At 26.4% G+C, this 13,504-nt stretch carries 13 protein-coding genes and 1 tRNA gene; 5 read left to right on the top strand and 9 right to left on the bottom strand.

Annotated features, from left to right (window positions below; all coding sequences use genetic code 11):
* From H0H68_RS00475 to mutY, 3 genes are all read right to left on the bottom strand, one after another.
* The coding region (locus H0H68_RS00475) for a tetratricopeptide repeat protein (protein ID WP_185853418.1) at positions 1–636 on the bottom strand (636 nt) is incomplete at its 3' end.
* A 40-nt stretch (positions 637–676) separates the two neighbouring features.
* The gene (gene gldE / locus H0H68_RS00480; protein WP_185853419.1) at positions 677–2,005 is read right to left on the bottom strand and encodes a gliding motility-associated protein GldE; all 1,329 of its coding nucleotides are present in this window, start codon (positions 2,003–2,005) and stop codon (positions 677–679) included.
* Between the two features lie 84 nt (positions 2,006–2,089).
* Complete coding sequence (gene mutY / locus H0H68_RS00485) at positions 2,090–3,133, bottom strand: A/G-specific adenine glycosylase (RefSeq protein ID WP_185853420.1); 1,044 nt, start codon at positions 3,131–3,133, stop codon at positions 2,090–2,092.
* An 82-nt stretch (positions 3,134–3,215) separates the two neighbouring features.
* Between mutY and H0H68_RS00490 the strand changes: the two genes are divergently transcribed.
* The 3 genes from H0H68_RS00490 to H0H68_RS00500 all read left to right on the top strand — a co-directional run bounded on the left by H0H68_RS00490 (position 3,216) and on the right by H0H68_RS00500 (position 5,352).
* Positions 3,216–3,509: an HU family DNA-binding protein gene (locus H0H68_RS00490; protein WP_185853421.1), complete on the top strand. Its 294-nt coding sequence runs from the start codon at positions 3,216–3,218 to the stop codon at positions 3,507–3,509.
* 200 nt (positions 3,510–3,709) lie between these two features.
* The gene (locus tag H0H68_RS00495) at positions 3,710–5,239 is read left to right on the top strand and encodes an Rne/Rng family ribonuclease (RefSeq protein ID WP_185853422.1); all 1,530 of its coding nucleotides are present in this window, start codon (positions 3,710–3,712) and stop codon (positions 5,237–5,239) included.
* Positions 5,240–5,269: 30 nt separating this feature from the next.
* Positions 5,270–5,352: transfer RNA gene (locus H0H68_RS00500), tRNA-Leu, on the top strand.
* Between the two features lies 1 nt (position 5,353).
* Here the strand turns inward: H0H68_RS00500 and H0H68_RS00505 are convergent.
* The 3 genes from H0H68_RS00505 to fabD are packed head-to-tail and all read right to left on the bottom strand — an operon-like array spanning position 5,354 to position 8,447.
* Positions 5,354–6,601 (bottom strand): citrate synthase, encoded by a 1,248-nt coding sequence (locus tag H0H68_RS00505; protein WP_185853423.1) that lies wholly within the window; start codon positions 6,599–6,601, stop codon positions 5,354–5,356.
* 45 nt (positions 6,602–6,646) lie between these two features.
* Positions 6,647–7,564 (bottom strand): GYDIA family GHMP kinase, encoded by a 918-nt coding sequence (locus H0H68_RS00510; protein WP_185853424.1) that lies wholly within the window; start codon positions 7,562–7,564, stop codon positions 6,647–6,649.
* Positions 7,551–8,447 carry an ACP S-malonyltransferase gene (fabD, locus tag H0H68_RS00515; protein ID WP_185853425.1) on the bottom strand — a complete coding sequence of 299 codons (897 nt, stop codon included), beginning with the start codon at positions 8,445–8,447 and terminating at the stop codon, positions 7,551–7,553. The genes H0H68_RS00510 and fabD overlap by 14 nt, the downstream gene beginning before the upstream one ends.
* A gap of 35 nt (positions 8,448–8,482) precedes the next feature.
* On the opposite strand from fabD, the gene H0H68_RS00520 reads away from it, so the two are divergent.
* A complete protein-coding gene (locus tag H0H68_RS00520; protein ID WP_185853426.1) occupies positions 8,483–9,253 on the top strand; it encodes a TatD family hydrolase in 771 nt (256 codons plus the stop codon).
* A gap of 1 nt (position 9,254) precedes the next feature.
* On the opposite strand, the gene fumC is transcribed toward H0H68_RS00520, so the two are convergent.
* The gene (gene fumC / locus H0H68_RS00525) at positions 9,255–10,640 is read right to left on the bottom strand and encodes a class II fumarate hydratase (protein ID WP_185853427.1); all 1,386 of its coding nucleotides are present in this window, start codon (positions 10,638–10,640) and stop codon (positions 9,255–9,257) included.
* Between the two features lie 288 nt (positions 10,641–10,928).
* Here fumC and H0H68_RS00530 point away from each other — a divergent pair, with 288 nt between their 5' ends.
* Positions 10,929–11,189 carry an FtsB family cell division protein gene (locus tag H0H68_RS00530; protein ID WP_185853610.1) on the top strand — a complete coding sequence of 87 codons (261 nt, stop codon included), beginning with the start codon at positions 10,929–10,931 and terminating at the stop codon, positions 11,187–11,189.
* On the opposite strand, the gene mnmG is transcribed toward H0H68_RS00530, so the two are convergent.
* Both mnmG and ybeY read right to left on the bottom strand, forming a co-directional pair.
* On the bottom strand, positions 11,170–13,044 hold the full coding sequence (mnmG, locus tag H0H68_RS00535; RefSeq protein ID WP_185853428.1) for a tRNA uridine-5-carboxymethylaminomethyl(34) synthesis enzyme MnmG: 1,875 nt from the start codon (positions 13,042–13,044) through the stop codon (positions 11,170–11,172). The genes H0H68_RS00530 and mnmG overlap by 20 nt on opposite strands.
* 22 nt (positions 13,045–13,066) lie before the next feature.
* Positions 13,067–13,483, bottom strand: a complete 417-nt coding sequence (gene ybeY, locus H0H68_RS00540) for an rRNA maturation RNase YbeY (protein WP_185853429.1) — start codon at positions 13,481–13,483, stop codon at positions 13,067–13,069.
* Positions 13,484–13,504: the final 21 nt, after the last annotated feature.

The raw sequence follows: 13,504 nt of genomic DNA on the forward strand, positions 1-13,504 counted from the left end.
TAATTTATTTTCAATAAACATGAGATATTTTTCTACGTTTTTTCTATACAAAAAAAAAGGATATTTATTTTCTATTTTTTTTAAAAAATGTTTAGAATTTTTGTATTGATTCATAGAAAAACTTAATAATGCAGCTTTATAATAATAAAGAGGAGTAGTGATTTCATTTTCTCTGATATTTGCCGCAATAATATAATTTTTTAAGGCTTCTTTTTTATTTTTCATTTGTGTAAAAGCATCACCTATCATTCCATATTTTATAGCAGGTAAAATTTCATCTTTTGCAGAAAAATTTTTCATCATTTTGATAGATTCTTTATAATAACCCAATTTATAATAACAAATCCCTGCATAAAATTTAGAAATATTTCCTGCTTTTGTAAAAGGATATTTGGAAGCGATACCAGAAAATCCTAAATAATTAATTTTATCCTTTTTTCTATTTAAAGCTTTATTTATAAAACCTTGGTAAAGATATTGTTGAGCATAATTCAATTCTTTCATAGCTTTTTTTTCTGAAGAGAATAAAAATAATTTTTTGAAAAAAAAAGATATCCCAATTCCTATTATTAATAGAAATATGACCGAAAAAAAAATTGTATTCTTTTTTGTTAAACGTTTTTTTATTTCATTCATTATACATAATAAAGTAGAACTACTATAAATTTAATTAATTCTAATTAGTTTTTTTTCTTATTACTTCTATGGTTTTTATTCTTTTATTATCTATACTTCTTATAAGAAAAGAATAATTTATAAAATTTATCTTCTGTTTTTTTTTTGGAAATTCTTTATTTATTTCCATGATGAAACCACCTAAAGTATCTGCTTCTCCTTTTTTTTTCTCAAAAAAAACTTCTTCTTTAATTTCCATAATTCGATAGAAATTAATTAAGGAAGTTTTTCCATCAAATAAATAATTATTTTGATTTAATTTAGAATAAGACATATCTTCTTCATCAAATTCATCAACAATATCTCCTACTATTTCCTCAATCACATCTTCAAGAGTAATTAAGCCACAAGTTCCTCCATATTCATCTACTACAATGGCTAAATGAATTTTTCTTTTTTTAAAATCATTTAAAAGATCATCTATCTTTTTTTTTTCTGGAACAAAAAAAGGGGGATGAATTAATCGAGTCCATTTAAAATTTTTATCATAAATAAATGGAAGAAGATCTTTAGCAAAAAGAACTCCTTCTATATCATCAATGCTATCTTTATAAACAGGTATACGAGAATATCCTTGATAACGAACTAATTCTAAAACATTAGAAAAAATTGTGTTACTATTTATAGCAAACATATCTATTCTTGGAGTCATAATTTGATGTGTTTCTGTATTTCCAAAATCAACAATTCTTTGCAAGAATTGACATTCTTTAACATTTTTTTGATTTGATGATGTGATTTTCAATGCTTTTGAAAGTTGATCAACAGAAATTAGATTCTTTTTTTTAATCACCTTTTTTTCTATAAACTTTGAAATAAAAATTATTGTCCTGCTAATAGGATCTAGAATATTACTAAGAAATATCAATGGTTTTGACATAAAAATTGCAAAACGAAAATTATTTTTACTAGCATATATTTTAGGGATTATTTCTCCGAATAAAAGCAAAATAAAAGTAAGAAGCCCCACTTCTAAAAAAAAATTAATAGGAATATGAAACTGATTATAAACAATCAAACATTCATTTTTTAAGAACTCTGTTATTAAATAGGAACTTAATATCACGATTCCAATATTAGAAAAATTGTTGGATATTAATATTGTTGCCAAGAGTTTTTTTCTATTTCTAAGAATTTTTAATACAAGATTTCCTTTATGAGAGTTTTTTTTTCTCTCTCTGTCAATAGTTTTTTTTTCAAGACAAAAAAAAGCAGTTTCTGATCCAGATATTAGTGCAGAAAATAATAGAAGTATTATTATTAATGCAAAATAAAAAACTAAATATAAAGTACTTTCTAAAAAAACATTCGTCGAAGATTCTTTTTTCAATAGATTAAATTTTGATGATAATTTTTAGAAAAAAAAAATTGCGAAAATAAAATTGTATATATAATCCATTTGATGAGTTCATCATTAAATCATTTTCTCATGTTTTAAAAAAAAGATAATAGGACTAGGAAAAGGATACTTTCCTATTTCATCATGTGGGACAAAAAAAAAATTATCAAAAAATATCTTTTTTCGTAAAATTTCACAATTCAAAAATTGAATAGATAAAATTTGATGAGTTATTTGATGTTTGATTTCATAAGTAATCATAAGATTAGAAAAAACAATTTTAAATCTTTTCCAAACTTTATCTTTAATTTCATGAACAGTCAGATTTTTTTTTGATTCTATCAAAGGAAAATCATAAAGTCCTTTCCATATATCTTTGGAAGATCTTTTATTGAGACAAATATTTTTATTTTGATCATATATGAAAATATAATAAAAAAATCTATGTTTTAGAACGGATTTTTTTATTCTTTTTACAGGAAGTTTGTATACAGTATCATTTTTAATGGAAAAACAAGAATCTTTTACTGGACATAATAGACATTTTGTATTTTTTGGAGTACATAAAATAGAACCTATATCCATAATTGCTTGATTAAAAATCCCCGGATATTCAGAATCCATCATTTTTAAAATGATAATTCTAAACAGATTTTTTGTAGCAGCAGATGTTATATCATCGTATATTCCCAAATATCTGGAAAATACTCTGTAGGCATTTCCGTCAACAGCTGGAATCATTTCATTAAAACATATAGATGCAATAGCGGCTCCTGTATATGGACCTATTCCTTTATATTTTATTAGCTCTTCATATTTTTTTGGAAAAAGATTGTCTTTTTTTAAACTTTTAGCAAAAGAATGTAAATTTCTTGCTCTGGAATAATAACCTAATCCTTCCCATTCTTTTAACACATTCTTTTCCTCGGCTTGAGCTAATTTTTCTAAATTTGGAAATTTTTTTATAAAATTTGAATAATATTTTACGATTTTCGAAACTCTTGTTTGTTGCAACATAAATTCTGAAACTAATATATAATATGGATTTTTAGTTTCTCTCCAAGGAAGTTTTCTATAATTTTTTTCGTACCAATTTATTATTTTTTTAGAAAAATCCATACATGTTTAATTTTAGAGCAATTTTATAAAAAATTGGTATATTTAGGAAACCGAATTTTGTTATTCGATATAATGATTTAACATGACAAAAGCAGATATAATAACAGAAATCATATCAGAAACTGGATCTGAGAGGATTGATACGCAAAAGGTGATAGAAGCATTTATGAAAAAAATAAAACAAAGCCTCACTTCGGGAGAAAATGTTTATTTAAGAGGATTCGGATCATTTATTATTAAATATCGAGCAAGAAAACTGGGACGTCATATTTCAAAGGATGAATCTATTGTAATTCCTGCGCATAACATTCCAGCATTTAAGCCTGCAAAATCTTTTACCGAATTAGTAAAGAAAAATGTTCCTATAAAAAAATGATTATCAATGTATAATGTAGAAAGATGAATCAATAACGATCTAAAATTATGCCCAACGGAAAAAAAAGAAAAAGACGTAAAATAGCTACCCATAAAAGAAAAAAAAGAAATAGAAAAAATAGACATAAAAAAAAATAAAATTTCATTAAATTATTGTCATTTCTAAAACTTTTTTTCCTTGTTTTTGTGTATGATGAATATATGAATAAAGAGTTAATTATAAATGCAGAAAAACAAGAAGTAAAGATCGCTCTTTTAGAAGAAGGTAAATTACTAGAGCTTCATCGAGATGTTTTCAATCAAAAATTCTCTGTAGGAGATATCTATTTAGGAATAGTAAAAAAGATTTTGTATGGATTAAATGCTGCCATTATCGACATAGGACATTCAAAAGGTGCTTTTTTACATTATAACGATATTGGATTTCAAATAAATAAAATGTTAGAGTTAATTTCTATGAAAAAAAAATTTTTATCTAACAATTTTGAAAAATTTGAAAAAAAAGAAAGTATAAATTCTATAGATAAGATATTACATCCTGGCCAAAAAATTTTAGTTCAAATTTCTAAAGAACCGATTTCTAATAAAGGACCAAAATTAACTGCAAAAATCTGTATACCAGGAAGGTATTTAGTTCTTGTTCCTTTTTCAGAAAAAATTTCTATTTCTAAAAAAATAAAAAATGCAAAAGAAAAAAGTAGGTTGCTTTCCTACATAAAGAAGATAAAACCTAATGAATTTGGTCTTATCATTCGTACAGCATCCTATAATAAAATAGGAAAATTTTTGAATGAAGAACTGATTTTCTTAATCACAAAATGGAAAAAAACATTAAAAAATTTGATCAAATTACCTCCAGTTAGGGTTTTAAGTGAAATGAGCAAAACTTCTTGTTTATTAAGAGATACATTCAACGATGATTTAAAATCTATTGATTGTAATAATAGTTTTATTTGTCAAGAAATTCATTCATATTTATCTTTAATTGCTCCGGAAAAAACTAACATAATTAAATATTATAAAGGAAATATTCCCATATTTGAAAAATATGGAATAGAAAAACAAATACAAATTTTTTTGGGTCAAAATGTTCCTCTTGAAAATGGAGCTTATCTTATTATAGAACACACTGAAGCTCTGCATGTTATAGATGTTAATAGTGGAATGAATAATCATATGAAAAAAAATTGTACAGAATCGGAGAGAATTGATAATATATTAAAAGTTAATCTATTAGCAGCAACCGAAATAGCCAGACAACTTAGATTAAGAGACATGGGAGGTATAATTGTAGTGGATTTTATAGATATGTCTGAACCTATTCAGAGGAAACAGTTATATGAACATTTAAAGGAAAAAATGAAAAATGACAGAGCAAAACACAAAATTTTACCACCAAACAAATTTGGTTTAGTTCAATTTACTCGTCATAGAGTAAGACCTGAATTGAAAGTCAATAATGAAAAATCTGAAGATTCTCCTGTAAATTATATTCATCGTTTAGAATTTGTTATAGAATCTATTATAAGAAATAAAAATCATCAGGGAATACAATTGCATATACATTCTTTCGTTTCAGCCTATTTGAAAAAAGGATTTCCTTCTATTCAACAAAAATGGTTGTTAAAATATAAAAAATGGATTAAAATCATTCCAAGAGACACGTTTGGATATACGGAATATCAAGTAATCAATAAAAATCATGAAATTATATCCTCTTCTTTTCATTGATTTTATCAACAAAAAAAATTATTATTTGTTGTGGGCGTGGTGAAAATGGTAGACACGTCAGACTTAGGATCTGATGCCTATTAGGCGTAAGGGTTCGAATCCCTTCGCCCGCATTTATATTATATTCCTTTTTTTGTATCCTATATAAATTTGTCTGGGTCTTACTATGGGATCTCTATTCAATTTCATTTCTTTCCAATGAGCCATCCATCCTGGTAATCTTCCTAAGGCAAACATCACAGTGAACATATCATTTGGAATGCCTATAGCTTTATAAATAATTCCAGAATAAAAATCAATATTAGGATAAAGTTTTTTTTCCACAAAATAAGAATCTTGAAGGGCTTTTTCTTCAAGACTTTTTGCCAATTCTAAAATTGGATCAAAAATTTCTAATTTTTTGATAAGATTTTCAGCTACTTTTTTTGCTATTTCCGCTCTAGGATCAAAATTTTTATAAATTCTGTGTCCAAATCCCATTAATCGAAATGGATCTTTCTTATTTTTTGCTTTTTCTACCCATTTCTTTATATTCCCTCCACTTCTTAAAATAGTTTCTAACATTTCAATTACAGCTTGATTAGCTCCTCCATGCAATCTTCCCCAAAGAGCGCTAATTCCTGCAGATACAGATGAAAATAGTCCTGAATGAGCAGAACTCAATAAACGGACAGTGGTTGTTGAGCAATTTTGCTCATGATCAGCATGCAATATTAATAATTTATCCAAAGCATCCGTAATAATCGGATTTTGTTGATAAGATTTATTGGGAACAGAAAAAAACATTTTTAATAAATTGGAAGTATAATCAAGATTATGATCTGCATAAGAAGGAGGAAGTCCGACTTTTTTTCTATAAGTTAAAGCAGCCAATATGGGAAGTTTAGCTAAAAGATGAAGATACTGATCTTCTTCTTGTAGACAATTTGTAAATGCAGTTAAAACATAGGTTAAAGAAGATAATATTCCCATTGGATGATAATTATCAGGTACTTTATCAAGTATTTGATAGATTTTATGATTAATATAATTGAATTTTTTTATTTTTTCAGAGAAAGATTTTAATTGTGCAGTATTGGGGAGTTCTCCATTTAAAATTAGATAACTCGTTTCCATAAACGAACACTTATTAATAATTTGTTCAATAGGATATCCTCTATATAAAAGCTCTCCTTTTTCGCCATCTATAAAACTGATAGAGCTTTTGGCAATTCCCGTATTTTTTAATCCTGGATCAAATGTGATAAAATCTGTATTTTCTCTTAGATTAGAAATATTAATGGCTTTTTCGTAAAAAGTTCCTTTAACTACAGGAAGCTTATAATGACATCCATTGATCTCGAAATGAACAACACTACACATAGAAAATAAATTTTAAATATATAATATAAATAAAATGTAGCTCAATTAGATAATCATCTCATCAAATGAAATTAGAGTGTGAAATCCCTTCTTAGAAAAATAATTTTTCATTCCTTTCCTAAAGCTTATCAAAACAAAATCTCCACCCCAAGCTCCTAAACTTTTAACTAATCCTAAATAATCTGGAAAATATGTTTCTTTTATAGTAGGAATATTCAATATTTTTGATATAATCATCTCATGTTTCAGTAATAATTCTTCAAATTCTTCTAATGTTTTACAAAAAGTAATTTTTTGAGTAATAGAAGATATAGACTCAATACTTTGACTGGATATATTTTTTTTGGAACGAAAAAATTGTATTCCATCACAAGTATTTTGTTTTTTATTGAGATGCAGAAAAAAAAGTTGATCTTTAAATGGAGGATTAAAATTTATAGGAATAATATGAGGTTTTTTGTTATGTAATTTATAAATTATTGGTTTTGAATTTGAAACACAAGCTATATCATAACCACTTCCTGGAAAATTATTTCCTAATAACATATATGGATCTATTTTAGCCCACTTCGCTATGTTATGAATTAAAGTAGAACTACTTCCCAATCCCCAATTTCTAGGAAATTCTAGTTTTGTTTCGACATGTATTCCCAATGAATTATGAAGAAAATTTTTTTGAATTTTTTTGGATCTTAATAATAAATCTCTTAAATTTTTTGCTATCTTTTTTTCTGTTTCATAACAAATTTCTAAAGAAGGAAGTTTGAAAATGACTTCAAACCAAGGTCTATTAATTTCATCATAACTCTTCCAATGCAAAACAGAAGATATATTCCGTAATATAGTTAATGATTGTCCTTTAATTGTAGGTAAAGCTAAACCACAAGCACCACATAAAATAAAATATTCTCCTGTTAACAAAAGTTTTCCATGACTATAAAAAAAGTTATCATGTTGATGCATGATCACATGGTTTTATATTTTTTTTTGCAAAATTTCTTGAAATTTTTCTAATTAAACCTTGTAATATTTTTCCTGGACCTATTTCTGTAAATGAAATAGCTCCATGAGCAATCATGTTTTCTATAGATTGTTTCCATTTTACAGGAGAAGTCAATTGTTTGATCAGATTTTTTTTTATATCGTTAGATTTTATAACTGATTGAGCTGTTACATTTTGATATATTGGACATTTAGAATCTTGAAAAGAAATTTTGTTTATAAATTTTTTTAATTTTTTCCTGGCTGGTTCCATGATGGGAGAATGAAATGCTCCATGAACAGGAAGAATGAATATTCTTTTAGCTCCTATTTTTTCTAAAGAAGAACAAACTCTTTTAAGAGCTTTATATTCTCCAGAAATGACTAACTGTTCAGGTGCATTATAATTAGACGGAACAATAATTCCACTATCCTTTTTGCAAATTTCTTCTATAATGGAATCTTCCAAACCAAACACCACAGCCATACCTCCATGGATAGATTCACAGATTTCTTGCATTATTGAAGCTCTTAGATTGACTAATCTCAAACCATTTTCAAAAGAGAATACATCAATTGCAGCTAAAGCAGAAAATTCACCAAGAGAATGACCAGCTACCATATCAGGTTCAAAATTATTTGATATTTTTGCTTTTATAACTGAATATATATAAATTGCAAGTTGTGTGTATTTTGTTTGTTTTAAAATATTCATAGTTCCTTCAAACATTATAGATGTGATTCTAAATCCTAAAACTTCATCAGATAATTGGAATAATTTTCTTGCCAAATGAGAATTTTTGTATAAGTTTTTTCCCATTCCTATAAATTGAGATCCTTGACCAGGAAATAGATAAGCTTTCATAAAGAATAAAAAATTTTATTAAAATTAATAATTATATGAAAATTACTGATACCCATACTCATCTGTATATGAAAGATTTTAATGAAGACATTGATTTTGTAATTAAAAATGCCTTGAATCAAGGAATACACAGATTTTTTATTCCTTCTATAGATTCTTCAGACATTCCCAATATATTAAAATTAGAAAAAAAATATCCTAATATATGTTATCCTATGATAGGACTTCATCCTAATAGAGTTTTTCCAGATTCTTTAGAAAAAGAATTAAATAGTATTAAAAAATGGTTATGGAAACATTCCTTTATTTCTGTAGGAGAAATTGGAATGGATTTTTATTCAGAAAATAAATTTTTTTCAGAACAAGAATACGCTTTTCAAATTCAAATAAAATGGGCAAAAAAAAAAAAACTACCCATAGTTCTACACTGTAGAAAAGCTTTTGATCATATTTTTAACATTTTATCAAAAGAATCTTCTATTCAAGGAGTATTTCATTGTTTTTCTGGAACTTTAGAACAAGCAAAAAAAATTATTGATTTTGGAATGAAAATAGGGATTGGAGGCATGATTACTTTCAAAAACAATCATGTCAGTCAATTTTTGCATAAAATAAGTCTAGATCATATCGTTTTGGAAACTGATTCCCCCTATCTTTCTCCACATCCTTTTAGAGGAAAAAGAAATGAACCAATGAATTTAAGAATAATTTTAAAAAAACTTTCTCAAATTTATTCAACATCAGAAGAAAGAATAGCCGACATTATTCATCTAAATGTAGAAAACTTATTTTTTTCATCATGTTGATTCATACCATTTTTGATGGATTAACTAATTCTTCAAATTTTTCTACAGTTAAGTATCCTAATCGAATTGCTTCTTCTTTTAAAGTACTATTATTTGCATAAGCAGATTTTGCTATTTCTGCTGATTTTTCGTATCCAATATGAGTATTCAATGCTGTGACCAACATCAAAGATTTATCCAAAAATTCTTTAATTTTTTGATAATTTGGTTTGATTCCTTTCACACAAAAAGAAGAAAAAGAAGTGCAAGCATCTGCAAGAAGTTGGGAAGATTGTAAAAAATTGTACACTATTAATGGTTTAGCTACATTTAATTCGTAGTTTCCTGAAGATCCTGCTATGGATATGGACACATCATTTCCTATAATTTGTGTACAAACCATAATAACCGCTTCACATTGAGTAGGATTTATTTTTCCAGGCATAATAGAAGATCCTGGTTCATTTTCAGGAATAAAAATTTCTCCAATTCCTGAACGTGGTCCAGAAGCTAAAAAACGAATATCATTTGATATTTTTATTAAAGAAACGGCTATTTGTTTCAGAGTTCCGTGAGACTCTACCATTGCATTATGAGATGATAAAGCTTCAAATTTATTCTTTGCGACTTTGAAAGGGTGATCTGTATATTTACATATGTATTCAGTCACTTTTCTATCATACCCCTTGGGGGCGTTTAATCCCGTTCCTACAGCAGTTCCTCCTATAGCTAATTCAGAAAGATGATCTAAAGTTTTTTCAATAGAATCTAATCCATGATCTATTTGAGAAACATAACCGGAAAATTCTTGTCCTAAAGTGATGGGAGTAGCATCCATCAGATGGGTTCTCCCTATTTTAATCACATCTTGAAATGATTTTGATTTTTTTTTCAAAGTTTCTCTTAATTTTTTAATAGAAGGAATAGTTTTTTCTCTTAACTTTTTATAAGAAGCAATATGCATTGCTGTAGGAAAAGTATCATTAGATGATTGAGACATATTGACATCATCATTTGGGTGGATAAAAGATTTGTTTTGACCAAGGACTCCTCCCATTAAAACATGAGCTCTATTGGAAATCACTTCATTAATATTCATATTGGTATGAGTTCCAGACCCTGTTTGCCATATAACTAAAGGAAATTGATCATTTAATTTTCCTTCTATAATTTCATCACAAACCAAAGAGATAATATCTCTTTTTTTTTTAGATAAAAGACCAAATTCATAATTTGCATGTGCAGCAGCTTTTTTTAAAAAACCAAAGGAATGAATAATTTCTATAGGCATAGAAGCTTCTGAACCTATTCTAAAATTTTTCCTAGATCTTTCTGTTTGTGCTCCCCAGTATTTGTTTACAGGAACTTTTACTACTCCCAAAGTATCTTTTTCTGTTCTATAAATCATTGTCCTATTTTTTTACTAAATTATAGTAAAAATTATAATTTTTTGTTATATTAAAAAATGAAGATAATTAAATTTAGATGATAATTAAATTTATAGGATTTTTACTTTTTTTGGTTGTAATTATATGTGGTTTTTGGTGTGTTTTTTTTCTATCTTTTTTTAGTATTTACTGGATTTTTATAAGTGTTTTCATTAACTTCTTTATGAATTTTATAAAAAAAAGAAAGAAAATATTATAAAATGTTGAAAAACAAATATTTTTGGATAAGTTTTTTTTTCTTTATATGGATGTCCTTTTTTGATTCCAATTCTTTAATATTACATTATAAGTTTAATAAAAGCATCAAAAAAATGACATTAGACAGAGATTTTTTAAAAAATAAAATTTCATCAGAAGAAAATCATTTAAAAAAATTGACGACAGACCCTAAATATCTAGAAAAATTAGCAAGAGAAAAATTTTACATGAAAAAAGAAGATGAAGATTTATTTGTGATATCCAACAAAAGTGACAAAAAAAACCAACCTGTTAACGTACCATATGAATGAGCAAAATACTTAAATCAGAAGGAGAGACCCCACTAATTCTTGATGCTTGCGCTAATGATACTGGACGATAATAATCCAATTTTTCTCTTGCTTCTAAAGAAAGAGATTGAATTGTTTTATAATCAAAATTATTTGGAATTTTTAGATTTTCTAATTTTAATAATTTTTTTGCATTTTCTTTTTCTCTATCTATATATCCTTTATATTTTATTTGAATAGAAACTTGTTCCAATATTTCTTGATTAAAATCATTTTTTCTAATTTCTTCCATTAAAAACGGAATGGATATAATATCTTTTATATCAATCTCAGAACGAGATAAAATAGTTTCTATTTTTTTATCATGATATATTCTAGGAGATTTTTTATCATCTAAAATGGGATTTATAACTTTTGGTTCAAAATTTCTGTTTTGAAATAAATACATGCATTTTTCTATTTTAGATTTTTTTTTATCTAAAATTATCATCTTTTCTTCTGAAATTAAACCAATATTGTATCCCATAGGTGTTAATCTAATATCTGCATTATCTTGCCGTAACAACATCCTATATTCAGCTCTTGAAGTAAACATTCTATAAGGTTCTTCTGTTCCTTTTGTAATTAAATCATCAATTAAAACTCCAATATAAGCTTGATTTCTTTTAAGAATAAACGGTTCTTCTTGACGAATTTTTAAATGAGCATTAATTCCTGCCATTAATCCTTGAGCAGCAGCTTCTTCATATCCAGTTGTTCCATTAATTTGTCCAGCAAAAAAAAGATTTTTTATAACTTTGCTCTCCAAAGTAGATTTTAATTGCTCGGGAGGAAAATAATCATATTCAATTGCATATCCAGGTCTTAATATTTTTACTTTTTCAAATCCATAAATTTTTTTTAATGACTGATATTGGACTTCTTCTGGAAAAGAAGTGGAAAAACCATTGACATATACTTCTACAGTATTCCAACCTTCAGGTTCTACAAAAATAGGATGTTCCTCTTTATCAGAAAATCTAAAAATCTTTTCTTCTATGGAAGGACAGTATCTGGGACTGACACCTTGAATAGATCCTGTAAAAATTGGAGAATAATTGAAATTTTGACGGATTAAATCATGTACTTTTTGATTTGTATAAGTTATATAACATTTTCGTTGTCTAGTTAATTTTTTTGTATCATAAGAAAAAGAAAATTTTTTTGGATGAAAATCTCCATCTTGAGATTTCATTTTCTCATAATTTAAGGAACGCCCATCTACCCTTGGAGATGTTCCCGTTTTCATTCTACCATATTTTAATCCAAAATATTTGGTTAATTGTTCCGTGATCCCCCGAACTTCTTGTTCTGCTATTCTTCCTCCATCAATTCTTTTTTTTCCAATATGTATTTTTCCATTTAAAAAAGTACCATTTGTAAGTATAACTGATTTCCCTTTAATTTTTAATCCCAAAAAAGTTCTTACCCCTTTCACTTCATCTTTTTCTATAATTAAAGATGTCACTGTGTCTTGATACAGATCTAATTGAACATTTTTTTCTAAAAAAAATCTCCAATAATAGGAGAATAATTTTCTGTCACATTGAGCTCTAGGACTCCACATGGCAGGCCCTTTAGATTTATTTAACATCCTAAATTGAATCATGCTATAATCAGCAATGATTCCAGAATAACCCCCCAAAGCATCTATTTCTCTAATCATTTGTCCTTTTGCTATTCCACCTATAGCTGGATTACATGACATTTGACCTATAGTTTGTAAATTAGTAGTAATAAGTAAAGTTTTGGATCCCATATTAGAAGATGCGGAAGCTGCTTCTGCTCCAGCATGCCCACCCCCAACCACTATAATATCATATGTATCTAAAAACATGATTATTTTTTAAAAATTGATTTTAAAATTGAAATAAATTTAAATAAAACTCTTCTTTTTTTTTCATGATCTTTTTATCCATTTTTTTTTTATCGTCATATCCTATAAGATGTAATACAGCATGTATCATCACACGTTTCAACTCAACCAAAAAAGACTGATTCCATTGTTTAGAATTATCCCAAACACGATCTACACTAATAAATATATCTCCAGATATCCATTTATCGATAGAATAATTAAATGAAAGCACATCTGTATAAAAATTTTTTTGCAAATATTTTTCATTAATGTCTAAAAGAAAATTATCATTACAAAAAACATAATTAATATTACCGATATACATTCCTTCATTATTTAACAAAATACAGATTTCTTTAATAAAGAAAGATTCGTTTTGAATTTGAAAATCAGAAATTTCATAAAATAATTTAATCATTATTTATTATTTTAAAGGATA

The organism is Blattabacterium cuenoti, from assembly GCF_014251555.1.
GTDB lineage: Bacteria > Bacteroidota > Bacteroidia > Flavobacteriales > Blattabacteriaceae > Blattabacterium > Blattabacterium cuenoti_P.